Source organism: Winogradskyella sp. A2 (assembly GCF_046762865.1).
In the GTDB taxonomy this organism is placed as follows: domain Bacteria; phylum Bacteroidota; class Bacteroidia; order Flavobacteriales; family Flavobacteriaceae; genus Winogradskyella.
Genome location: NZ_JBKQXM010000004.1, coordinates 293,385 through 319,393 on the forward strand (window position 1 = coordinate 293,385; position 26,009 = coordinate 319,393).

Sequence of the window (26,009 nt, forward strand, 5' to 3'; positions counted from 1 at the left end):
GCATTATTGATTTATGACCTCCATAAAAAGATTCTCATATTTTTTTAGAATAATACTTTGGTTAAATTTTTTTAAAACACTTTCTCTAATTTCTGATGAATTCCAAATGATTTTACTTTTTATCTTAACCAAGAATTCTTCTTCGGTATCAACCAAATATCCATTTACCTTATTAATGACAATTTCTTTAGTTCCACCTGGTACATCAAAAGCTATTACCGGTGTGCCTACAGAGCAAGATTCAATTAAACAATTAGGAAAACCTTCAAAATAGGATCCTTGAAGAAAAATATCATTTTCAGACAAATATTTTGACACATTTTTAGTAAAATTGATATGCGTTATTTTTTCGCTTAGGCCATACTCATCTATGAGTTGAAATATTGTGTCTTTTTCTGGACCATCGCCGATTAGAGTATAATGGAATGGCATATCTAGTTTTGAAAGGATTTTTAATAATCGTGGTATTCCTTTTTCCTTAGAAAGTCTGCCTATTGTAATTAATTTTAACAGACCGTTTTTATTTGAAGTTGGCTTAAGGGAAAACGAATCTGAAATTGGATTATTAATTACCGTTATATTCTCTTTTTTTATATTATAGTTCTTAATTAGGTCCTGTTTCATGTCCTCTGATTGACTAATTACTTTATCAAAAAGATTGAAGCTTATATTGTTTAAAAATGACATATAATTAAAGCGCTTTTTCTTCTTGTCAAAGAATTTACTATCTAAGCTTAATAAGGTTACCTCTCTTGAGATAAATTTAGTTGAACGAAAAAACACAGATAAACAGGCAACTGCAGTACTTAAATGCGTATTTGCTGTTAATACAACATTGGGCTTGGATTTTATAAGAAATTTAAAAATTGCTAGTATGCCTTTTAATACACGCTCTTTTTCGAGATAGGTGACATCTATATTTTTTAAATCATATGAAGCATCTTCCGATTTTCCAACTATCAATAATTTAGATTCAAATAAATCACGATTTAAATTATCAGCAACGAAGGATACAACCCTTTCAGCACCTCCAGGCAATAGGTTTGGCAATATGAATACTATTTTAATTCTATTTGATTTCATAGCCTTTGTTTTTATTTAGCCATTGCTTTAGTACTAAAAGTTTCCATATTAAAGGGTAGTGATTCCATGTCCCATCCATGTGCTGTTTAATTTTGGCTTTTACCTGTTCTGGGTTTATACTTGGTATTTGACTCAGCCCATTGTCGTCTAATTCTGAAAGTACATAATCTTTCAATTCATCTCTAAACCATTTTTTAAACGGTATAGTAAATCCTGCTTTGGGTCTATTAAAATATTCACTTGGAACATAATCATATAAAATATCCTTAAGAATACGTTTCTGATTTGATCCCTTATATTTAAATGATGTAGGAAGAGATCTCGCAAATTCTACAACACGATAATCCATTAAGGGAGACCTTGCCTCAAGTGAATATGCCATTGTTGCTCTGTCTACTTTTGTGTTAATATCCCAATTTAGATAGGTTTTAAGATCGAAGTCTGATGCTCTTTCTAGTAGATTTTTATTATTGTGATATAAATACTTGAGCTCGTCAACTTCTACAGGATCAAGTACGTCGGATTTTCTGTAATAGCTCTTATCTACTTTTGAGTCTAAATAGATGTCATTTATAGATTCAAATGCCATGTATTTAGAAATTATTTTCAATTTATAATAAGGTGACAAGCCTACTAATTTTGATAAGATTTTCCTCATCGGATAGGGGATCATCATAAACTTCCGTCCTTGATCTATCCATCTGTAGCGATGATATCCTAAAAAACTTTCATCTCCAGCATCTCCAGAAACAGCCACTGTAACTTGCTTTTTGGTGTGTTTTGCTAGTAGCATTGAAGGAATTGCAGAAGAATCTGCAAATGGCTCATCATAATAGTAGCAGAAATTGTCTATCAAATCTAAGCCTTCATTGTAATCACATTCTATAATATTATGATCTGTTCCTAGATGTTTGGCTACTTTATTGGCATAGATACTTTCATCAAATCCTTTTTCGTTAAACTTGACTGAAAATGTTCTTATTTTATTATTAGTATTTGAAGCCATAGATGCAACTAAAGAAGAGTCAATACCACCAGAAAGAAAAACTCCTACTGGAACATCTGCAAATAGCCTAATTTTTACAGCATCGGACAATAAATTTTTAAGTTCTGATTTTGCATCCGTATAACATCCTTTAAACTGATCACTATTATGATAATCAATATTCCAATATTCTTTAGTTTCTAGAGTACCATTAATTAAATTAAAACTGAAACTGTGTCCTGGAAGTAATTTTTTAACTTCATTGAAAATCGATATTGGATCCGGAATTGTTTCCCATGTTAAATAAGACCTGATGGCGTATTCTGAAATGCTAAGATTATCATTATGAAGTTGAATTGAAGATATCTGGCTTGCAAATTCAAAATTTCTTCCATTATGGTAATAGTAAAAAGGTTTTTGCCCAAGACGATCTCTTGCACCAAAAAGAATTTGTTTGTCTTTGTCATAGATCACGAACGCAAACATACCATTAAGATGATTCACACAATTTTCTCCATATTCTAAATACGCCGCACATATGACTTCAGTGTCACTTGTTGTAATGAAGTTATATCCTTTCTTGCTTAAATTATTTTTAATTTCTTGGAAATTATATATTTCTCCATTAAAAACAATTTCAACAGAATTGAAATACGAAAATGGTTGATTTGATCTAGAGTCCAAATCTATAATTGCTAGTCTGTTATGACCAAAAATAATTGTATTATTATCCCATTCAAATCTTTTAATACCCAATTTGTCAGGCCCTCTGAAAGATGTCCTCTTTAATTTGGCATTAATTTCAGAGTCTCTATATTTTATTGTACTACCGTATATCCCGCACATTTTATATTATTTTACAGATAAATGTTTTGCATTGTGATTTAGCCATTGTTTTAGCACTAATAATTTCCATATTAGCGGATATCTATCCCAATCACCATCCATATGCTGTTTGATTCTAAATTTCACCTTTTCTATATCTATTCCGGGTATTTTTTCAAGGCCTTTATCATCTAATTCAGACATTACATAATCTTTAAGATTTGTTCTAAACCAAACCGAAAATGGCATTGTAAATCCAGCTTTTGGCCTATCAAATATTTGAGAAGGAACATAATCATAAAGCACATCTTTAAGAATTCTTTTTTGATTATTGCCATTAAATTTAAAATCTGTCGGAATCGATCTAGCAAAATCAACAACTCTATAGTCCATTAATGGTGCTCTAACTTCAAGAGAAAAAGCCATTGAAGCTCTATCTACCTTAGTGTTTATATCCCAATTTAGATATGTTTTAATATCAAAATCGCTTATTCTTTCTAATAGGTTTTTGTTATTATGATCAAGGTATTTTAGCTCTTCAACTAAATTGTGATTGGATTGCGAATTTATCCATGATTGATCAACACCGTTTAAAACGCTCATATAACCACTATTTACGTCCTTAATTTCTAATGCCTTCGAAATCACATTGGCTTTGTAATTTTTAGACAACATAAGGAGTTTTGAAAGAGCACGTCTCAAGGGAAGTGGGATTTTATATATTCTGCTTTGAGTATTTGCCCAATGATATCTTCCATATCCTAGGAAGCTTTCATCACCAGCATCACCAGACAAAGCGACGGTAACATAATCTTTTGTATGTTTAGAGAGTAGCATTGAAGGAATTGCAGATGAATCAGCAAATGGTTCATCATAATAATGGTGGAAATTCTCAATTAGGCTTAACCCTTCGTCATAATTACATTCAATTACATTATGATCGGTTCCTAGATGATCAGCAACCTTTTGGGCATAAGAGCTTTCATCAAAACCAGCCTCATTAAACTTCACAGAAAATGTTTTTACCATTACATCAGAGGTTTGGGTTGCCAATGCAGCTATCAAAGAAGAATCTACACCTCCAGAGAGAAAAACACCCACTGGAACATCTGCAAATAATCTCATTTTAACAGCATCACTTAGTAATGACTTAAGTTCAGATTTAGCTTGGTTGTAATCCCCTAAAAATGGTCTTTCATTTTTAAAGTCTATATCCCAGTAACACTCGGAATGCATTTGGCCATTGGCAATATTATATGTAAAAGTATGACCAGGTTTTAATTTTTTTATTTCATTAAAAATTGAATAGGGGTCAGGAATATAGTCCCAGGTGAGGTAGGCTTCGATTGATCTTCTTGATACACTGAGGTTTTGGTTATGTAATTGAATTGAAGAAATTTGGCTAGCAAATTCAAAATGTAGACCGTTATGGTAATAGTAAAAGGGTTTTTGACCCAATCGGTCTCTTGCACCAAACAATTTTCTGTTTTCTATATCAAAAATCACAAAGGCAAACATACCGTTAAAGTGCTTGACGCAGTCTGTGCCGTATTCTAGGTATGCTGCACATATAACTTCAGTATCACTTAAAGTATGAAAGGTGTATCCTTTTTTAGATAGTGCTGACCGTATATTCCGAAAATTATAAATCTCACCGTTAAATACAATCTCAACTTTATTATGGTATGTGAATGGTTGATTTGACCTAGAATCTAAGTCAATTATAGCAAGTCTGTTGTGCCCAAATACAAGATGACAATCATCATATTCGTAATATTGCCAACCCATCATATCAGGGCCTCTATATCCAGTTCTTTCTAATTTATCTTTAACTTGTTGTTCTCTATATATTTTTGTACTTCCGTATATTCCACACATTTTGCTCTGGTTTTAAATATCTTTCAACTAGGCTGATTTTTTATAAATACAACTATCAAAAAAAGCAACACATACCAAAACTGACCTTTCATAAAATAAGTTATGGGTAAAAAAGCCTTCTAGAAAAAACATTACTGCAAATAAAAAGTAGTAAAACTGGTTGTATTGAAAGGCTAGTTTAAAATTGTAATAAACATAAACTAAGAATGCCACTAATGTCAAAAAACTCAGATTCACTGCTAAGTAAATATAATAGTTGTGAGTATTAAGCATGCCTCCATTTACTCTCTTATCAGAACTATAACCTGTTCCATAGCCAAGAGGATTCTTAACAAATTTGTCTATGTAATCAATTAAAAGTTCTGCACGACCTCCTTCAATTGCTCCTTGATGCATATTTCTAGATTTAGATTTACCAGTTAATAAATCAAGTCTTTCTCCAGCTTCACCTCTGGTAAATTCGGGAAAGTTTTCTCGGATAACGTCTGCAAGTGCAATTAAAGACACATATAAAATGGCAAATAGTAAAAACAATTTAAAAAATCGTTGAAATAATACTGAGATTTCTTGTTGAAAATTAAAGTTCCAATTATTTAACGCACCAAAGGCTAGAATCAGAATTATGGATACAAGACCGCTTCTTGAAAAAGTCATGAATACAGTAAGGCACATAAATGCTATTACAATGTATTTCAAAGTTTTGGATTTAGTCAAATAGACTAAAGAAGCCAAGGCTAAAAACTTTACTCCAGAAGCAGCTTGGTTTGGGTTTTCACCGAATCCTCCTTTTCTGACACTCATAGCCAAATCAATATTATGCTTGGGCAGTCCATAAAAGAAATCGTATAATATACTTCCACCTAAAACAAATGTACCTATTACGGCCACAGCAACAACTAATTGTTTATTTTCAGTTCGGAAAAAGTGAACGATATACAAGTAGAGTAACAAAGTAATTAAATTCAATGATATTTTTTGAATTATCACCTCTGAACTAGCATTTGAAAAAGCTGAATAAATCATGGACATAAAAAGAACGAAAGCCAATAATTTAAAACTATGTGATTTAAAAACACTCAAGTAATCTATTACAGGATATTTAATTACAGATACCACAATAAATAATGGTATCAGAAATAAAGCTGGCTCCAAAGGGACTATACCAATTCTAAACAAGAATATATCTGCATAAGTTGCAAATAATATGATTAGAATACCCAAAATATATTTCATGAATTAAATGTTAATTAGTTTTACCTTTCTTAGATATTTTTTCTTTTATTAAATTTTTAACTCGTTTGAATAAATCTTTAAAGCCATTACTCAGGACAATTAAAACAGTGAAATAAATACCTGAAAAAACCACTCCATTTTTAAACAAACTTAAAATTAACAAGAACAAATTTGAACTTGGCTTATTATTAAACCAATCAAAAATGCAATAAAAAATCAAGTATGATATAAGTAAATACAGCAAATGGCTGAAAAATCCACTTATGTATTTCAAAATCGAAGATCTGAACCCACTACTAAACAGGAAATAGGGCCGCCATAGCATTACAATAGACACTTGACTTATTATTGTTCCAATAAATACTCCTATTACACCATACATTTTTACAAAAACTATGGAAAAAACAAGATTAATTGAACTTTGTACAACAGGTGCCCAAATATCTGAATACAATCCATATGCTTGAATGTAACTATCTACAGGTTGTCTAACTTGAAGAATAAAAAATATTAAAATAAGAGCAATAAGGATATTACCATCCATAATATATTTCGTACCAATCCAAATTGTTATTAGGTCATCAAATCCTATGAATAATAATACAGTCCCACAACCAGCAAAGAAAAATCTTAAGGCCATCATCTCCCAAAAAACCTTGTGAATATTTTGTTGGTCATTTTCAGCAACCAAATTTCCAACACTCGCATTTGTTCCGTTAAAAAACTGGTTAACCAAAGTGTTTACATTATTCATTATTAGTTGATAATTACCAACAAAGGCAACCATTGTAGGATTAATAAAGGAAAAAATTATTATGTTGTCAGTTCCATTTGTAATGAATGTTCCAAGTTTATGAAAACTAATTTGTTTAATTTTTTTAAGTAAATTTTTGTGTTTAAGTCGAATCTCTTTTGAGATTTTGAATTTAAAAACTAACCATGGATACATGACTCTTATACGTTTTCTTAATATATAGATATAAAGAAAAGGGGTAAGTAATTCTAACAAAATCCAATATATCAAGTTTTCGAAATAGATTAGAACAAGACATTGCAATATGAGTCTTAGAATAAATATTGATTGATTTATAGTAATATTTACATATGACTTCTGGTCAGCATCTAAAAGAAATGCATGATAAGCGAAAAAATAACTTAATAAATTACTAACTACCAAGGATGCAAATAAAAAAATTATAACACCAATATTTGTTTCTACATCATCGAATATATGAGGAAAAAATGTGAGTAATAGAAGTGAAGCAATCAGAACAAAAAGTCCAATTCTTTTGTAAAGAAAACCTAGATAACCAATTATTTCAATTATTTTCTCCTTATTATCATCATAAATTGGTTTGTAAAGACTAAATCCAACAGCTACTCCAATGCCTAATTCAGATAGATTTAGGAATTGGAGGATGCTCTTAAGTGTTCCCACAATGCCAATAAATTCATCTCCGAGTTTATCCAAAAAAATATTTCTAGAATAGAATTGTACTATTATATAAACAAGGAAGAATAAAGCTGCTACCCATGCATTTCTTAATGTCATTGAGACTCTAGACATCCATTATAATTTAATTATTATTTTTATTAAAAATTGAGAATAGTTTCTCTATTAAAAAAATTGGGACCATTAGAACTACTAAAAATCTTAATTTTAAATTAGATATATTAATTTTCTCTTTGATTATTTTCTTGAGTTTTTTACGAAATAATCTATTAGGATCTACTGTTGAATTTTTATTCAATAGGTAAAAATGATCAGTGTAATAGTAAAGAACGTATTGATCTATGTCCTTTTTCAGCAGCTTATTATCAATAACATTATTAATAATGTATTCTGTAGCTTTAATTGCAGTTTCTATTTTATTCAATGAATATTTACCCCTAATTATTCCAATACTATCGGTATTATAAAAGTATAACGGTTTATTTAAATAGCCATTTCTAGTAGATCTTTTAAGCAAATCCATTGTATAAAATACGTCTTGATGTATTATTCCGGGAATGAAGCGCATGTCTTCTATCAATGACGTTCTGTAAAGTCGCCTCCATACTGCAAAACTAGTTCTTCTTAGTATTCTTTTTGTACATTCAATTGGGCTTTCAACTGAAAATAATCCATCATATTGAAAGTTTTTAACTTGATCATGAGGCTCTATTTCTATAAAATCTAAATCGTTATCATGCATATATTGCATGAGTATTTTATACATATCTAAATATAGATAATCGTCTGCATCAACAAAAGACAAATACTTTCCTTTAACCATATCCAAGCCTTTATTTCTTGCAACACTTGAGCCACTGTTAGAAATATTTAAAACTTGAATACGTTGGTCCTTCTTGGCATATTCATTACAGATTATTAAACTGTTATCTGTACTACCATCATTTACTAAAATTATTTCAAGGTTATCATAAGATTGGTTTATAATGCTATTCAAACAACGCCTTAAATACCTTTCTGCATTATATACAGGCACAACTATACTTATTATGTCGTTTTTTAAACGGTCCATTATTCTGACTAGGTTTTATCTTGCGCTGAGGATTCAGCGTTATAAAGAAATAATAGCATTAGGTTTAGTTTTTCTTAAAGGTCTAATTTATGTAATAAGTCCTAATAAGAGTATATAGATTTGGTTTTATTGATTTGGTTAATTATTAGAAACAAAAATGTATTAAATAGATTTAAAACACTAATATATCTTTCTAAATGCTCAATTTTACGATAAAACAAATATATTATTCTGATTACAAGTTTGTTTTGGTCAAAAATTACTGAATTAATATAAATCTTATCAGAGTTTTCTTTGATATGTTAAATATTTTTTAATGGACGTCTAAACAGTTATTAACTGCGTATTTAAATAAAATTGTTTACAGTCGTTAAGAATAATACTACAATTAAATGCATTATATCGAAAAAATAAGATATTAATCCGATTTTATTTTGTTGTTTATTAATTTGCCGCTGAATTTATTTGATTTAAATAATACCTACTTATTATGGCCCCCTTAGAAAAAACAATAGCAAATTGCTATCATTGTCTTTATATACTAATAATTTTATTTTTTGTATCAACCGATACTAATGCGCAGATAAAAGCTTTTCCAAATGCCTATGGCGCAGGTGCTAATGTCAGTGGAGGTAGGGGAGGTACGGTTATTCATGTAACTAATCTTTCTAATAGCAATAGTCCTGGTTCATTGAGATGGGCTCTAAAACAAGCTTATCCTAGAACAATTGTATTTGATGTATCTGGAACTATCGATTTAGGTGGTACGAGAGAATTTATCAATGGCCCTCAATATGGAGATTTAACAATTGCAGGTCAAACTGCACCAGAAGGTGGTATTACACTTGCTAACGGAACGTTTATATTACAGAACATGAGTAATATCATAATTCGATATATAAAAGCTCGGGGTGGTTCAGCAGGTGGTGAATGGGATTCTTTAAGGGTATTTCAGTCGGATAATTATATTATAGACCATTGTGAATTTTGGTATGGTACAGACGAGGGATTGGATACTAGTGATAAAACAGACCCAAACGACGGCAATGTAACAGTTCAAAATAGCTTATTTTGCGAAAACAAGACTGGCCTTATAATGGGAATAGCTGAAAACGACGGTAGTAACCCAAGTTACCAACCTGTTTCTGTACTTAGAAATATGTTTGTTAATGTTTCTCACCGGTTCCCAAAATATGCAGGTGAAGGTAGGGTTGATGTTATTAACAATGGACTTCACAATTGGAAATGGAGAGCAATGCGATTTGATGGATTTGCTTTTGAACTAAATGAAATTGGTAATTATTATCAAAGTGGTACAAATTCTACAACAAACATAAATACTGCCGATGGTTTAAACAAGGTTAGACTTAGTACCAATACGTATAGAATTTATACAAGTGGAAATTATTTAGAAAGCAGTCATGCATCAGCATTAGGAATAACAAATTATGACAACGATAATACATTAGGATGGTCTGGTTATGTTGAAAATGGTTCTATAAACCCATCTGTATTTGTAAATGGTGCTTTTACTCTTAATGGTGTTGCTGTTCCAATTTTATCAAGTAATGAAGTGAAGCCGTATTTAATAGATAATGTTGGCGCTAGACACTATTTAAATGCAGATGGTTCAGTAGGAGAATATTTAGATAATTTACAATCAACATACATTGGATATTTTGAAAATGACAGTAATGTAAGTATGCTTAATTATCAATCTGAATATGGCACTCAAGCAGTTGGAGTACCAAATAACACAAGATTAGCAGGTTTTTATATTACGAATCCTCATATACCTGAAGATTGGTTTCAAGCAAATGTTCCACAAGGACAGGATCATAATGATTTAGCTCCAAGTGGCTATACATGGTTGGAAGAATATTTAAATATGGTAGATATTGGTGCAGCGGGAAACGTAGAAGCCACAGGATTAAACATAACACCAGACATGGCTACTTTAAATGTTCCGGAAACTATAGATTTGGACGTGCAATTTACACCTGCAAATACTACCAATCAATCTGGTGTTTGGACTTCAGAAAATGAATCTATTGCAACTGTTGATTCTAATGGTCTAGTGACCTCAGTTTCAGAAGGTGTAGTCGAAATTAGATTTGTATCAAATGATGGAAGTTTTACAGATACAACGGAAATAACTGTAACCAATATAATTATTCCGTTAGAATCGGTAGCTATTTCCCCACAAGATTTGACTTTGGAACTAGAAGATGAAGCTCAGTTATTCTTGAATTTCATACCATCAAATTCTACACAAACATCTGGAATTTGGAGTAGTAGTGACACATCTATTGCAATGGTTGATGAAAATGGAAATGTAAATCCTATTTCTGTCGGGACAGCACAAATACAATTTGTAGCCGATATTTCTGGACTTTCAGATTCTATAGACGTAACAGTAGTAGATACCTTTTTTGGAACTTATGAATTCTATAATACAATTTCGGATGAAATGCTACAAAATATCGTTGGTGATACAAGTATTAATTTAGAAAATTCTAGTACTGAAATTAATTTCAGAAGCATACCCGAAGGAGGCGATGGCAATCAGATTGTTGGAAGTATACAAACAAATTGGTCAGGCCCAACATCAGGAACCTACTATGAAAATGAAGCTATTTATTGGGGATTACCTCACCAAAATGACGGTCCTGATTTAGTTGGATATGTCGTACAAGAGGGAACATACGATTTTGAAATAATTTACTATGCTCAAAATGCAGCTCAAGGTAATATAATTGCTAGTGACACTTTTTCTATTACATTTTACTCAGAGTTAATTGCAAATGCTGGAGACGATCAGTCAATTTGTGAAGGAGAAACCGTTCAGTTGACTGCCTCAGGTGGACCTAATTATTTGTGGAGCACTGGTGAAACTACATCTGTAATTACTGTGGCACCTCAAATTACAACAACCTATACAGTTACAGTTTCGGATAATAATGGTAATTCTCTGGAAGATAGCGTAACTGTTTTTGTTGATAATTTGCCAGATTTAACGATTTCAGACGATGTAGAAATAATAGAAGGAGAAAGTGTGACACTTACAGTTGAAGGTGCCAATGAATACCTTTGGAATACTGGTCAAACAACCAATACAATTACTGTCAGTCCCGATGTTACAACTACTTATACGGTAACAGGAACAAATGGTGCTTGTGAGGTACAAGTTCAAGTTACAGTTACTGTGGAGGAATTGTTTGAAGCATTTGCAGGTGATGATGAGCGAATTTGTGATGGTAGTGGAGATGTTGTTACATTATCAGCTAATAGCGGAGATTCCTATTTATGGAGTACTGGTGAGACCTCTCAAAGTATATCGGTGAGCCCAATTTCTACTACAACATACACTGTTACAGTAAGTAGTGGTGTATATGAAGACTCGGATGAAGTTACTGTATTTGTAGACCCTAATCCAAATGTCGTGATATTAAATGGCGATTCTGTCGATATACTAAATGGTGATTTTATTACATTATCTGCGTCAGGTGCAAATTCATACGAATGGAATAATGGCGCAACACAGCCAAATATAGCCGTGAGTCCATCGGTAACCACTACATATGAGGTACGCGGTTACATAAATGATTGTTTTGATGAACAACAAGTGACAGTAAATGTATTTGAACCTGTTCAAGCATACGCCGGAGAAGATGTTAATATCTGTTTGAATGAAGTTGTAACATTAACGGCAACTGGTGGTGATCAGTTTTTATGGAGTACTGGTGAAATAACACAATCAATACAAGTTTCTCCATTTATAACTACAGATTATACCGTAACAGTATTTAATGCATTGGATTTTGATGAAGCTACCGTGAGAGTAACTGTTCAAGGTAATTGTGATGAAAGCACGGAGAATCAAAACGATGATCTGTCTGACGATGTTTCCTTCAATATATACCCAAATCCTGCCTATAGTTACGTTAATGTTAGATTAAACGGAGCTTCGGAAGTTTCTGATGTTCTTATTTATGATTTTACTGGTAAAATTGTGCAACAGACTAAAATTGAAAATGAGAATCAACTTCCAGAAACTAATTCTAGAATAGAATTAAGAACATTATCAAATGGCATTTATTTTGTTAAATTAATTGATGGAAGTGGTAATGAATTGACTAAAAAGCTTATTGTCCGATAGTATAATATTTAAAACCGATAGATTCAATTTCCTCTTTATTTAAAATGTTGCGTCCATCAAAGATAAATGCTGGTTTTTTCATAGTATCGTATATTTTAGACCAGTCATAGGATTTGAATTCATCCCATTCAGTCATAATGGCAATTGCGTGTGCATCTTTAATTGCATCGTATGGATTGTCAAAAACTTCTACAAGCTCTTCGTTCTTTTGCTCGGATCTTGTATTGAGATAATTTAAATCAGATAAAATCCTTGACTTTTCTACTTTTGGGTCGTACACTGCCATATTAGCGAGTTCACTAAGTAAATGATCTGCGACATAAATAGCAGCTGACTCACGAGTATCGTTGGTGTCCTTTTTAAAAGCCCAACCGAGCATAGCAATTTTTTTACCAGAAACAGTATTATATAAAGTACTAATCAATTTGTCTGAGAATCTTCTTTTTTGATGATCATTCAACACTATTACTTGTTCCCAATAATCAGCTACCTCGTTTAAACCATAACTCCTGGCTATATAGACTAAATTTAAAATATCTTTTTGAAAGCAAGATCCTCCAAAACCAATTGAAGCATTAAGGAATTTTGGGCCAATTCTAGAATCCATACCAATTGCTCTTGCCACTTCATTTACATTGGCTTCAGTATGTTCACAAAGCTCTGATATTGCATTGATAGAAGAAATACGTTGAGCCAAAAATGCGTTTGCCGTCAATTTTGATAATTCTGAGGACCAAACATTTGTTCTTAGTATTTGTTTTTGTGGCACCCAGCTACCATAAATATTTGCTAAAGCATCAATTGCTTCCTCAGATTCACCACCTATTAAAACGCGGTCTGGTTTCAATAAATCTTGAATTGCAGTACCTTCTGCCAAAAATTCAGGATTAGAAAGTATGTCAAACTTAACATCACTACCTGTGTTATCTAAAATACTCTTAATGGCTTGTGCTGTCCTAACAGGTAATGTGGATTTTTCTACTACAATCTTGTCAGTGGTAGCAACATCGGCAATATTTCTTGCACATAGCTCAACATATTTCAAATCGGCTGCCATACCTTTTCCTTTACCATATGTTTTGGTCGGAGTATTCACAGAAATAAAAATCATTTCAGATTCATCTATTGCTTTGTCAATTTCTGTAGAAAAATGTAGATTGTCACCTCTCGTTTCTTCGATGATTTCTGCTAGACCAGGCTCATAAATAGGTAATTTTGAGACATCTTCATCATTCCAGGCATCAATTCTTTCTTGATTAATGTCTACAATAGTAACTTGGATATTTGGATTTTTTTTGGCGATTACAGCCATTGTTGGACCACCTACGTAACCAGCACCGATACAACATATTTTATTGATTTTCATAGTCTTTGACTAATTTGACTTGGGTTAATTTTTAATTGAAGCAAATGTGAATTAAATATTCTAATTTTTATAATATTCTATATTAAAGTACTGTTTTAACGATTAAATTCAATTTTAACAATAGAAAAACCAATTCTACCGTTGAATGAATTTTAATTGTAATAATTTTTAAACCAATCAATAAAAGATCTAACTCCATCTTTAATTGATGTATCGGGCCTATAATCGAAATCTGATATTAGTTCATCAACATCGGCCCAAGTTCTTTCAACGTCACCAGGTTGGATTGGTAACATTTCCTTCTTGGCAACTTTGTTTAGACTCAATTCTATTTCCTCAATAAAATCCATCAATTTTACTGAGTTATTATTACCAATATTGTATATTTTATAAACTGATTTTTGATTTTTCCTCTCAGTAGTTGATTTTTCACATATTCTCACAACACCCTCAACAATATCATCAATATAAGTGAAGTCTCTTTCCATTTTACCATGATTAAAAACCTTTATTGGTCTATCATTTATTATGGCGTCAGTAAATAAGAACATGGCCATATCTGGTCTTCCCCATGGGCCATATACTGTGAAAAATCGAAGTCCTGTTGTTGGAATTTTGAACAAATGACTATAAGTATGCGCCATTAACTCATTGCTCTTTTTAGTAGCAGCATATAGACTTATAGGATGATCTACATTATCATTTGTTGAGAATGGTATTTTTTCATTTAGACCATATACACTAGAACTACTAGCATAAACTAAATGCTTAATATCATAATGTCTGCAACATTCTAAAACATTTACAAACCCCACTAGGTTTGAGTCGACATAAGTGTTTGGGTTTTCCAAACTATATCTAACTCCTGCTTGGGCCGCAAGGTTACAAACTACATCAAATTTTTCATTCTCGAATAGTCTAGGAAGAGCTTCACGATCTTCCAAGTTCATTCTTACAAAAGAAAAATTCAATTTATCACTTAATGATAATTTATTGAACTTTTCTGCACTTTCTCTTTTAATTCCTAATTCTTTTAGTCTGGAGTATTTTAGGTTAATGTCATAATAATCATTAATGTTATCTAGTCCAATAACATTATGGCCTTTCTCCGCTAAAACTTTTGAAGTAAAAAAGCCAATAAATCCCGCGGCTCCGGTTACGAGAATTTTCATTTAAAAGGTAGATTTAAGTTTAAAACTCAAAGATTAAAATTAAAATTTTATGATTGATAATTATACTTTGAAAATGTGAATTTATTCGTTAATGTAACTCATGTCTATTATTTTAGAAAATGAATTACAGTTTTTTACAGACAATTTGATTGGTTTTTCTTTATATATATTATCAATATAGTAAATATTGCAAGAATCTAATTTGGTATTACTTTTGGCAAAATCAACATCTCCAAATTTAATTAAGTTTTTAACTATTGTGGAGTCTAATCCATTATTATTCATGAATAATTGCACATTTTCAGAATAGACTATTGTTTTAGAACTAATATTCTTAACAGTGCGAGCGTTAGGCCCATAATCACAAGATGCTTTCTTTCCATTCAAAAAAAACATTAGAATTATTAAACCAATAGCAAAACCACCAAGGTAGTATCCTAAGCGTTGAACAAATTTCATTAAATAATTTAGTTTAGAAAATTAAGAGATTAGCATCATTATAGTCTAAATCGTACCAATCTGCAACTGATTTGTTTGTCAAAATTCCGTGGTAAAGGTACAACCCATTTTTTAATCCTCTATCAAAACGCAAGGCATTTTCTATGCCACCATGTTCGCCTATTTGTAAAAGATATGGAGTAAAAATATTACTGATTGAAACTGAAGCTGTTCTAGAATAACGAGCTGGTATGTTTGGCACACAATAATGAATTACACCATTATGCTCAAAAGTAGGGTGATCATGAGTTGTGACTTCGCTTGTTTCAAAGCAACCACCCATATCAATACTCACATCAATTATTACCGATCCATTTTTCATATGTTCTACCATGGTCTCAGTTACTACAACTGGGGATCTATTACTTCCTCTTACCGCACCAATAGCTACATCGCATCGTTTTAAAGCTTTTATGAGGTTTTTAGGTTGCATGGTAGATGTATATACATTTTGACCTAGACTAGTCTGTATACATCGAAGCTTGGTGATTGAGCTGTCAAAAATCTTAACATTTGCCCCTAAACCAATAGCAGAACGAGCAGCAAATTCACCCACAGTACCAGCACCTAGGATGACAACTTCTGTTGGTGGCACACCATTTATATTGCCCATCATTAATCCGTTACCACCATTTACATTAGATAATAACTCTGAAGCAACTAAAATAGACGCTGTTCCTGCTATTTCACTTAGTGATCGTACTGCAGGGTATGCTCCATCTTCATCTTTAATAAATTCAAATGCGAGCGCAGTGATTCTTTTTTTGGCAAGAGCCTCAAAATATGTCTTACTCTGGGTTTTAATTTGAAGTGCAGAAATTAAAATAGTTTGAGGGTTAATCAATTCTATTTCATCTAATGCTGGCGGTTCAACCTTAAGAATAATGGGGCAGGAGTAGACTTTAGATTTGTCTTTAGTTACTTCTGCACCAGCTTCGCTATAATCTTTGTCTTTGAATTTTGCACCTTCACCAGCACCGGATTCTAATAAAACGCGATGTCCATTTGCTGTTAATGCAGATATTGCATCTGGTGTTAAGCATACACGTTTCTCTTGAAAATGTGTTTCTTTTGGTATACCAATAAATAGTTCACCTTTTTGTTTTAAAATCTCTAAGGTTTCCTCTTGAGGCAGTAATTGAGCCTTGGTAAAAGGCGTTAATGATTTGCTCATTTAAGTAAGTTTCTAAATCCTTATTGCAAGATAGTGAAACTCACTTAAATGTATGAATTTTTTGAATCGTCAATTATTAAAACGCTCTATTTAAAAAGTTTATCTAAAAGTATTGGCTGATTTTCCCCCAAACTGATTTTGGTTTTATCATAAATTCCTCCTCAAGCTCTTCCATGGTTTTATCGTGGTCATTTATTTTATCAAACATTTTTGCCCTGATTAAATAAATTGATGGGAAAACGATTGCCATTATAGGTACGAACCAAATAATATCAGCAACATCTAAATATCTTGCGTCAAAGTTTAGTGAAACTACGCATTGATATGAAAACATAGCAATTGGTACTAAAAGAGCATGATACCACCAATGCTTACAGGTAAAAAACCAAATGAGAGAAAGTAAAAGAGGGACAAATTTCATTGCCAGAACCCACATGGCAACATTCGCACTTTCATATTCTATACTATAATATTTACCAAAAATTGTATCCCATTCCTGAGTATCCGGTACATATTCATATAAATAAAATAAAAAGGGAGTAGCGGCAACTATGGTTGCAACGATACTCCCTGTTAAAATTTTCCTACCGTAGGACTTTTTATCCTGCTGGTGGAACTTTAAGTTTTCTTTTGTCAACTTGTGTTGTAACTTGCTCATCTATGTCAATAATGTTAGCTGCCTGAACAGTGAATAACATTCCTCCAAAGATTGCAATCGCTAAAACTAGTTTTTTAGTCTTCATAATTTCTAGGGATTTAATTAATTAATTACTACAAAGTTAAACTAGGATTGGACCTGTTTAAAATGTAAGAATGTTAAAATCCAAGAATTATGGCGTATTCAGTTACGGTTTTTCCGTAACCTGATTGCTAATCTTTTAGAAATATTGTCAAAATTCTATTAAAATTTTGGTACTGTCATGGCGTTATTTTCGGTTAAACTTCTTTTATTTATGGTCAATTTGAGGGATCTTTGACTGTCTTCTAATTCAGTGATGGTAATGGTTTGAGATTCTTTAGGTAATATTTCAGAAATTCGTTCTGGCCACTCTATAAAAATCCAATGATTGGATGTAAGATAATCTTCAATACCAAAATTATAGGCTTCTTCTATACTTTCAACTCTATAAAAGTCGAAATGATAAACTTTGTCATCTGGTAGTTGATATTCATTAACTATAGAAAATGTTGGACTTGTTGCAACATCAGAACTGTTCATTGCCTTTAGCATTGCATTAATTAAGGTTGTTTTTCCAGAACCCATAGTACCATTAAACAAAAGGACTTTGGAATCTAAATGCTCTAAAATCTGTTTTGCAACAGAATCAATATTTTCTAAATGATATTTAAATTGAATATTATTCAATGTTCTTACTCTTATTACCAAGCACAATAATAGAGATAATTATTGAGAAAACCTAAGAAAAAGTGTATTTCATCGGATATTTATGCTTTTTACGGATTTATTTAGGGTCTAAAACGACAAATGGAATTATCATTTCCTCGAGGGAAACGCCACCATGCTGGTAAGTGTTTCTGTAATAACTTACATAATGATTAAAGTTATTTGGGTATGCTAAGAACAAGTCTCCCTTTGCGAAAATAAAAGAACTGCTCATGGTTAGAGCAGGTAAATGGATACTTTTAGGATCTTTGATAGCTAATACGTCTTTATCTTGATACGTAAGACTCCTACCAGTCTTATACCGTAGGTTTAGACTTGTATCTCTATCTCCAATTACCTTAGTTGGCGCATTAACATTTATGGTGCCATGATCTGTAGTTAAAATCAATTTAAATCCGAGTTGTTGAGATAATTGAATCATTTCTAATAAAGGTGAATTTTTAAACCAACTTACAGTAAGTGATCGATAGGCTTTATCATTTGAAGCCAATTCCTTAACCACTTCCATTTCCGTTTTAGAATGTGACAACATATCAACAAAGTTGTAGACTACAACAATGAGGTCATTGTCTTTTAATGATCTGAAGTTTTCAACTAGTTTTTTACCCAATTTTAGGTTTGTAATCTTGTAGTATTCATATTTAAGGTGGTTTAATCCTAGGCGCTTTATTTGTTCCCTTAAAAAATCAGCTTCATGCATATTTTTACCACCTTCATCCGTATCATTTTTCCAATATTGTGGAAACAACTTCTCCATATCAGCAGGCATCAAACCAGAGAAAATTGCATTTCTAGCATATTGTGTAGCTGTTGGCAGAATACTATAAAACGGCAGTTCTGAAGTCTTCTTATAATAATTATTGACTATAGGTTCAAATGCTTTCCACTGGTCATAACGTAAATTATCTATAACTACCATCAACGTAGGCTGTTTATCACTTAATTCAGGCACTACTTTTTCTTTAAATAAAGTGTGTGACATTATTGGTGCATCAATATTTGGTTCAAACCAATCTGAATAATTTTTTTCAATGAACTTACCAAACTGTGAATTTGCTTCGGTTTTTTGTGACTCTAAGATATCTGTCATTCCCACATCTTCAATATCTTCGAGTTGTATTTCCCAATAAATAAGTTTTTGATATAACTCTATCCATTCTTCATAAGAATTCACCATAGATAGGTCCATAGCTATTTTTCTAAATTCCTGTTGGTAGTTGGATGTTGTCTTTTCTGAAACTAGGCGCGAATGATCCAAATTCTTTTTTAAACTCAATAATATTTGATTTGGATTAACAGGCTTAATTAAATAATCGGCAATTTTACTACCAATCGCTTCTTCCATAATATATTCTTCTTCACTTTTGGTAATCATAACAACAGGAAGATTGGCACGACGCTCTTTAATTTCATTCAGAGTTTCAAGGCCTGTTAAACCTGGCATATTTTCATCGAGGAAAACAATATCAAAGTTAGTATCGTCAATAATTTCTAGTGCCTCTGTACCACTCTGGCAAGTAGTTACTTCGTATTGCTTTTGCTCTAAAAATAGTATATGTGGTTTAAGTAAATCTATTTCATCGTCAACCCAAAGAATATTAATCATGTTGGTGTATATTTGTTTCTTAATTAATGAATTTAAACATTTTGCCTATCAAGAATAAGCTCAAAATATTTAACGATCCAATTTACGGATTTATTACTATTCCGAATTCTTTAATTTTTGACTTAATAGAGCATAAATACTTCCAAAGGTTAAGACGAATTACTCAAATGGGGATGTCCTATTTGGTTTATCCAGGTGCCCATCATACAAGATTTCATCATGCATTAGGTAGCATGCATTTAATGCAACAAGCTATCAATGTGCTTCGTTTTAAAGGAGTTAGCATTGCTGAAGATGAAGAAAATGGTTTGTTAATAGCCATTTTATTACATGATATTGGTCATGGACCGTTTTCTCATGCTATGGAACATAGCCTTGTGACAGACATTACACATGAAGAAATATCGCTCTATTTTATGGAGGCTTTAAATGAAGAGTTTAACGGAAGTTTAACTTTAGCCATCTCTATATTTATAGGTGAGTATCCACGAAAATTTATGTGTCAGTTAATTTCTAGTCAGATTGATATGGATAGAGCTGATTATTTGAAGCGAGATAGTTTTTATACCGGTGTAGCCGAAGGAAATATAAATAGCGAACGTTTAATAACAATGTTAAATGTAGTTGATGAACATCTGGTTATTGAAGAAAAAGGTATTTATAGTGTTGAAAAGTTCTTAATTGCCAGACGATTTATGTATTGGCAAGTGTACTTGCATAAAACCGGTTTGGTAGCAGAACAACTATTAACTAGAATCTTGAAGCGTGCTAAAGAATTAGCCATAGAGGGAGAAAATTTGTCTTGTAGTCATGCACTTAACCATTTCTTGAGTGTAGAAATTAATAAATCTAATTTTGAGGATTCTACCTTGCAGGTATTTGCCAAACTTGATGATTACGATATTATCTCGGCAATAAAGGAATGGCAATATCATAATGATTTTGTGCTCAGTAACCTATGTGATATGATTATAAATAGGGACTTGTTGAAAATTCAGATAAAGAATAAAAGTATTAAAGTTTCTGAGTTAGTAGAGCACAAGAAAGATTTAATGAATCAATATAAAATCTCTGAATCGGAGGCAGATTATTTTGTGTTTAAGGGTAAGATAACTAACCAAGCATATCAACAAAAAAAGGAGAACATAGATATACTATATAAGACCGGGAAAATCAAAGATATCGTCAAAGCAACGGATCAGCTTAATCTCAAAGCACTAAGTAAACCCGTTACTAAACATTATATGTGCTATCCTAAGAAGAAAATGTGATACATTTTTTCTATTTTTGCGGGAAACCGGCAAACTAAAATCAATTAATTGAAATTTACAGCAGAGCAAATAGCAGGTATATTAGAAGGAAATGTGGTTGGTGATCCAACTGTAGAGGTTTCAGAACTCGCAAAAATTGAAGAAGGTAAAGAAGGATCATTAACGTTTCTAGCAAATCCAAAGTATAGACCGTATATATATTCTACAAAGGCCTCAATTACCATTGTAAATGCGGATTTTGAGCCCGAAGAAGAACTTACTACAACCTTAATAAAAGTAGATGATGCTTATGGCGCTTTTACCAAGTTATTAGAGTATTACAATCAAATCAAGCTTAATAAGTCCGGAATAGAACAACCAAGTTATATTTCGGATTCTGCCAAGTTGGGAGAGAATTGTTACGTTGGAGCATTTTCATATATAGGTGACAACGTAAAATTAGGTAATAATGTAAAGATTTATCCTAGTACGTATGTAGGTGATAATGTCACAATTGATGATAATTCCATTGTCTTTTCCGGTGCAAAAATATATTCTGAGTGTGTTATTGGTGAGAGTTGTGTAATTAACTCCGGTGCAATTATTGGAGCTGATGGTTTTGGTTTTGCGCCAAATGAAAAGGGAGAATATTCAAAGGTTCCTCAAATCGGAAATGTAATCTTAGAGGATTTCGTTGATATTGGTGCCGGAACAACAATAGACAGAGCTACCTTAGGATCTACAATTATTAGAAGAGGTGTTAAATTAGATAATCAAATTCAAATTGCTCATAATGTTGAAATTGGTAAAAACACTGTAATCGCTGCTCAAACAGGTGTAGCAGGCTCTACTAAAATTGGTGAAAACTGTCAAATAGGAGGACAGGTTGGTATTGTTGGGCACATCACTATTGGTAATAATGTAAAAATTCAAGCACAATCAGGTATTGGTAGACATGTAAAAGATAATGAGGTATTACAAGGATCGCCAGCCTTAACTTATGGTGACTACAATAAATCATATGTCTATTTCAAAAACTTACCAAAGATTGTAAAAAATATAAACGATTTAGAAAAGAAAGTCGATGGCAATAATTAAAACTGAAACGAAGCAAAAGACCATTAAAGAGAAGGTGTCACTTGAGGGTGTTGGCCTACATACAGGTACTGATGTAAAATTGGTTTTTAAACCAGGTCTCGAAAATTCGGGTTTCATTTTTGAGCGTGTTGATTTAGAGGGTTGTCCTAAAATAGAAGCAGATGCCAACTATGTTACTAATACGCAACGTGGTACATGTTTAGAGAAAAATGGTGTAACTATCCAGACTTGTGAGCATGTTTTAGCAGCTTTAGTTGGGCTAGATATTGATAATGCAATTATAGAACTTAATGCTTCAGAACCTCCAATAATGGACGGTTCTTCAAAGTTTTTTGTTGAAGCAATTGAAAAGGCTGGAATTGTTGAGCAAGATTCAGTTAGAGAAGAGTATGAAGTAAAGCAAGTTGTATCATATTCAGACGAAGAATCTGGTAGCGAAATTATCCTAATGCCATCAAAAACATATCAAGTTACCACAATGGTAGATTTTGGTACAAAAGTATTAGGCACTCAAAATGCGACTTTGAATGATGTTTCCGAGTTTAAAACTGAAATAGCCGATGCAAGAACTTTTAGTTTTCTTCATGAAATAGAAATGCTTTTAGAACATGGATTAATTAAAGGTGGTGACCTTAATAATGCTATTGTTTATGTGGATAAAGAATTATCTGAAGAAACAATGGAGAAACTTAAAATAGCCTTTAAGAAAGATAGTATTGCAGTAAAACCTAATGGAATATTAGATAATCTTACGCTTCATTACCCTAACGAAGCAGCGCGTCATAAATTATTAGATGTTGTTGGTGATTTGGCACTTATCGGAACAAGAATAAGAGGTAAGGTGATTGCAAATAAGCCTGGGCATTTTGTTAACACACAGTTTGCAAAAAAAATATCTAAATTAATAAAGAACGAAAGACGTAACAATGTACCTCAAGTAGATTTGAATGCACCTCCACTCATGGATGTCAATCAAATTATGAATATGTTACCACATAGACAACCATTTTTATTACTTGATAAGGTTTATGAATTAACGGAAAACCATGTTATTGGCATGAAGAATGTGACCATGAATGAAGAATTCTTTAAAGGTCATTTCCCTGGAGCACCTGTAATGCCGGGTGTTTTAATAGTTGAAGCTATGGCTCAAACAGGTGGAATATTAGTTTTAAGTACTGTTCCTGATCCTGAAAACTATTTGACTTTCTTCATGAAAATGGATAATGTTAAGTTTAAACAAAAAGTTGTACCAGGAGACACTTTAATTTTTAAATGCTCCTTGATAACGGCTATAAGAAGAGGTATTTGTCATATGCAAGGTTATGCCTACGCCAATGGCAAACTGTGTGCTGAAGCTGAATTAATGGCCCAAATATCTAAAGTAAAATAAAATGAACCAACCACTAGCATACGTACATCCTGGAGCCAAAATTGCAAAGAATGTTGTAATTGAGCCATTTACAACAATACATAACAATGTAAAAATAGGTGAAGGGACTTGGATTGGAAGTAATGTTACCATTATGGAAGGCGCAAGAATTGGCAAAAATTGTAATATTTTTCCAGGAGCCGTAATTTCTGCAGTACCCCAAGATCTTAAATATAATGATGAAGATACAACTGTTGAAATAGGTAACAATGTAACGATAAGAGAATGTGTTACTATAAATCGTGGTACAACAGATAAAATGAAAACTGTAATTGGTGATAACTGCCTTATTATGGCATATTGTCACATTGCACATGATTGTGTGGTAGGTAAGAATTGTATCTTTTCAAATAATAGTACGTTAGCTGGACACATTACGGTAGGAGACCATGTGGTATTAGCAGGTATGACAGCGGTGCATCAGTTTTGCTCCATTGGCAGTCATGCTTTTGTTACAGGCGGATCTTTAGTAAGAAAAGATGTTCCGCCTTTTGTTAAGGCAGCTAGAGAGCCTTTATCTTATGTAGGTATTAATTCTGTAGGATTAAGACGTAGAGGATTTAGTACAGACAAAATTAGAGAGATTCAAAATATTTATAGAATACTTTATCAAAAGAATTATAATAATACTCAAGCATCAGAAATAATTGAAGCTGAAATGGAAGCTACAACAGAGCGTGATGAAATTCTACAGTTCATAAAGAATTCGCATCGAGGAATTATGAAAGGGTATTTTAAATCAAATTAATAGAAATAAGATCATTTATTTATGGCAAGTACATCAGACATCCGAAACGGATTATGCATTAAATACAATCACGATATATACAAAATCATTGAGTTTTTGCATGTTAAACCAGGAAAAGGTCCAGCTTTTGTGAGAACTAAACTTAAAAGTGTTACCACTGGTAAAGTAATTGATAATACATTTTCTGCAGGTCATAAGATTGAGGATGTACGTGTCGAAACACATAAATTTCAATATTTATATAATGATGGTGAATTTTATCATTTTATGAATGAAGCTGATTATACTCAAATTCGCTTGTTAGAAGCAACTTTAGATAGACCTGATTTAATGAAGGAAGGAGAAGTTGTTACCATTCTAATTAACACGGAAGATAACATGCCATTATTAGTTGATATGCCAGCTACTGTTATTTTAGAAGTTACTGCAACTGAGCCAGGCGTAAAAGGAAATACAGCAACAAACGCTACAAAACCTGCAACTGTTGAAACAGGTGCTTCAGTAAATGTTCCTTTATTTATCAATGAAGGCGACAAAATTAAAATCGAAACAGAAAAGGGCACTTATAAAGAACGTATCAAAGAATAAATGAAATTTCCTAAAGTATATACCTTAGAACAAATTGCAGAATTAATTTCTTGCAAATTTGTAGGTGATGCTGATTTTCCTATATATGGAATAAATGAGATACATGTTGTAGAACCAGGAGATATAGTATTTGTAGACCATCCAAAATACTACAATAAAGCATTAGAATCTGATGCTACCATAGTTTTGATAAATAAAAGAGTAGAATGTCCAGAAGGTAAAGCACTTTTAATTTCAGATGATCCTTTCAGGGATTTTAATAAATTAACACTTCACTTCAAACCATTTAAATCGGCAAATGTTGCAATTGCCGTAGATGCTAATATTGGTGAGGGTACTGTTATCCAACCAAATTGTTTTATAGGCAACAATGTGTCAATTGGCAAAAATTGTGTGATTCATTCTAATGTAAGTATTTATGATGATACTGTCATTGGTGATAATGTAACAATACATGCTGGTACTGTGTTGGGTGCATCGGCATTTTATTACAAAAACAGACCGGAAGGATATGATCAATTAATTTCCGGTGGTCGTGTAATTATCGAAGACAATGTTGATATTGGTGCCTTATGTACTATTGATAGAGGTGTTACTGGTGACACAACAATAGGTGAAGGTTCTAAATTAGACAACCAAATACAGATTGGACATGACACCTTGATAGGTAAAAAATGTTTAATTGCTTCTCAGACAGGAATAGCAGGTTGTGTTATAGTTGAAGACAATGTTACTATTTGGGGCCAAGTGGGTGTAAAAAGCGGGATTACTATTTCTGAAGGAACCGTTCTTTATGCTCAGTCTGGATTAGGACACACTACAATAGGCGGCAAGACTTATTTTGGTTCTCCAGCAAAAGAAGCACGAACATTTTTTAAGGAAATGGCCTATATTAAAAAGATACCTGAAATATTAGAATTCATTAAAAAAAATAGTAATTGATTCACTTTATATTTAACTAAAGAAGAATTATTTTTGCACCCA

General features: G+C 32.2%; 21 protein-coding genes. 7 read left to right on the top strand and 14 right to left on the bottom strand.

Annotated features, from left to right (window positions below):
* Positions 1-3: 3 nt before the first annotated feature.
* The 6 genes from ACFWV9_RS09895 to ACFWV9_RS09920 are packed head-to-tail and all read right to left on the bottom strand — an operon-like array spanning position 4 to position 8,529.
* Positions 4-1,083: a glycosyltransferase gene (locus tag ACFWV9_RS09895; RefSeq protein ID WP_411895051.1), complete on the bottom strand. Its 1,080-nt coding sequence runs from the start codon at positions 1,081-1,083 to the stop codon at positions 4-6.
* The gene (gene asnB / locus ACFWV9_RS09900; protein ID WP_411895052.1) at positions 1,070-2,914 is read right to left on the bottom strand and encodes an asparagine synthase (glutamine-hydrolyzing); all 1,845 of its coding nucleotides are present in this window, start codon (positions 2,912-2,914) and stop codon (positions 1,070-1,072) included. The genes ACFWV9_RS09895 and asnB (ACFWV9_RS09900) overlap by 14 nt, the downstream gene beginning before the upstream one ends.
* Before the next feature lie 6 nt (positions 2,915-2,920).
* Entirely contained in the window at positions 2,921-4,771 is a 1,851-nt protein-coding gene (gene asnB, locus ACFWV9_RS09905) for an asparagine synthase (glutamine-hydrolyzing) (protein WP_411895053.1), read from the bottom strand.
* 27 nt (positions 4,772-4,798) lie between these two features.
* Positions 4,799-6,004, bottom strand: a complete 1,206-nt coding sequence (locus ACFWV9_RS09910; protein ID WP_411895054.1) for an O-antigen ligase family protein — start codon at positions 6,002-6,004, stop codon at positions 4,799-4,801.
* 10 nt (positions 6,005-6,014) lie between these two features.
* A complete protein-coding gene (locus ACFWV9_RS09915) occupies positions 6,015-7,571 on the bottom strand; it encodes a lipopolysaccharide biosynthesis protein (protein WP_411895055.1) in 1,557 nt (518 codons plus the stop codon).
* A gap of 10 nt (positions 7,572-7,581) precedes the next feature.
* Positions 7,582-8,529 carry a glycosyltransferase gene (locus tag ACFWV9_RS09920; protein ID WP_411895056.1) on the bottom strand — a complete coding sequence of 316 codons (948 nt, stop codon included), beginning with the start codon at positions 8,527-8,529 and terminating at the stop codon, positions 7,582-7,584.
* Positions 8,530-9,019: 490 nt separating this feature from the next.
* On the opposite strand from ACFWV9_RS09920, the gene ACFWV9_RS09925 reads away from it, so the two are divergent.
* Complete coding sequence (locus ACFWV9_RS09925; protein WP_411895057.1) at positions 9,020-12,688, top strand: Ig-like domain-containing protein; 3,669 nt, start codon at positions 9,020-9,022, stop codon at positions 12,686-12,688.
* Here ACFWV9_RS09925 and ACFWV9_RS09930 read toward each other — a convergent pair.
* From ACFWV9_RS09930 to ACFWV9_RS09965, 8 genes are all read right to left on the bottom strand, one after another.
* A complete protein-coding gene (locus tag ACFWV9_RS09930; RefSeq protein WP_411895058.1) occupies positions 12,675-14,054 on the bottom strand; it encodes a nucleotide sugar dehydrogenase in 1,380 nt (459 codons plus the stop codon). The genes ACFWV9_RS09925 and ACFWV9_RS09930 overlap by 14 nt on opposite strands.
* A 152-nt stretch (positions 14,055-14,206) precedes the next feature.
* Positions 14,207-15,226, bottom strand: a complete 1,020-nt coding sequence (locus tag ACFWV9_RS09935) for an NAD-dependent epimerase (RefSeq protein WP_411895059.1) — start codon at positions 15,224-15,226, stop codon at positions 14,207-14,209.
* A gap of 81 nt (positions 15,227-15,307) precedes the next feature.
* Positions 15,308-15,685 carry a hypothetical protein gene (locus tag ACFWV9_RS09940; RefSeq protein WP_411895060.1) on the bottom strand — a complete coding sequence of 126 codons (378 nt, stop codon included), beginning with the start codon at positions 15,683-15,685 and terminating at the stop codon, positions 15,308-15,310.
* Between the two features lie 13 nt (positions 15,686-15,698).
* Positions 15,699-16,898, bottom strand: coding sequence for an alanine dehydrogenase (locus tag ACFWV9_RS09945; protein ID WP_411895061.1), 1,200 nt, complete (start codon positions 16,896-16,898; stop codon positions 15,699-15,701).
* A 103-nt stretch (positions 16,899-17,001) separates the two neighbouring features.
* Positions 17,002-17,535, bottom strand: coding sequence for a hypothetical protein (locus ACFWV9_RS09950; RefSeq protein ID WP_411895062.1), 534 nt, complete (start codon positions 17,533-17,535; stop codon positions 17,002-17,004).
* Positions 17,498-17,641: a hypothetical protein gene (locus ACFWV9_RS09955; protein WP_411895063.1), complete on the bottom strand. Its 144-nt coding sequence runs from the start codon at positions 17,639-17,641 to the stop codon at positions 17,498-17,500. Before ACFWV9_RS09955 ends, ACFWV9_RS09950 begins: the two co-directional genes overlap by 38 nt.
* Positions 17,642-17,799: 158 nt before the next feature.
* Positions 17,800-18,291: a tRNA (adenosine(37)-N6)-threonylcarbamoyltransferase complex ATPase subunit type 1 TsaE gene (tsaE, locus tag ACFWV9_RS09960; protein WP_411895064.1), complete on the bottom strand. Its 492-nt coding sequence runs from the start codon at positions 18,289-18,291 to the stop codon at positions 17,800-17,802.
* A gap of 70 nt (positions 18,292-18,361) precedes the next feature.
* On the bottom strand, positions 18,362-19,909 hold the full coding sequence (locus ACFWV9_RS09965; protein ID WP_411895065.1) for a PglZ domain-containing protein: 1,548 nt from the start codon (positions 19,907-19,909) through the stop codon (positions 18,362-18,364).
* A gap of 26 nt (positions 19,910-19,935) precedes the next feature.
* Here ACFWV9_RS09965 and ACFWV9_RS09970 point away from each other — a divergent pair, with 26 nt between their 5' ends.
* From ACFWV9_RS09970 to ACFWV9_RS09995, 6 genes are read left to right on the top strand one after another with little or no spacing between them, the layout of a single operon-like run.
* Positions 19,936-21,180, top strand: coding sequence for an HD domain-containing protein (locus tag ACFWV9_RS09970; protein ID WP_411895066.1), 1,245 nt, complete (start codon positions 19,936-19,938; stop codon positions 21,178-21,180).
* Positions 21,181-21,228: 48 nt separating this feature from the next.
* Complete coding sequence (gene lpxD, locus ACFWV9_RS09975; protein WP_411895067.1) at positions 21,229-22,257, top strand: UDP-3-O-(3-hydroxymyristoyl)glucosamine N-acyltransferase; 1,029 nt, start codon at positions 21,229-21,231, stop codon at positions 22,255-22,257.
* Positions 22,244-23,650, top strand: coding sequence for a bifunctional UDP-3-O-[3-hydroxymyristoyl] N-acetylglucosamine deacetylase/3-hydroxyacyl-ACP dehydratase (locus ACFWV9_RS09980; protein ID WP_411895068.1), 1,407 nt, complete (start codon positions 22,244-22,246; stop codon positions 23,648-23,650). The genes lpxD and ACFWV9_RS09980 overlap by 14 nt, the downstream gene beginning before the upstream one ends.
* 1 nt (position 23,651) lies before the next feature.
* Positions 23,652-24,437 carry an acyl-ACP--UDP-N-acetylglucosamine O-acyltransferase gene (gene lpxA, locus ACFWV9_RS09985; protein WP_411895069.1) on the top strand — a complete coding sequence of 262 codons (786 nt, stop codon included), beginning with the start codon at positions 23,652-23,654 and terminating at the stop codon, positions 24,435-24,437.
* 21 nt (positions 24,438-24,458) lie between these two features.
* Entirely contained in the window at positions 24,459-25,025 is a 567-nt protein-coding gene (efp, locus tag ACFWV9_RS09990; protein WP_411895070.1) for an elongation factor P, read from the top strand.
* Positions 25,026-25,967, top strand: a complete 942-nt coding sequence (locus ACFWV9_RS09995; RefSeq protein ID WP_411895071.1) for a UDP-3-O-(3-hydroxymyristoyl)glucosamine N-acyltransferase — start codon at positions 25,026-25,028, stop codon at positions 25,965-25,967.
* Positions 25,968-26,009 lie beyond the last annotated feature (42 nt).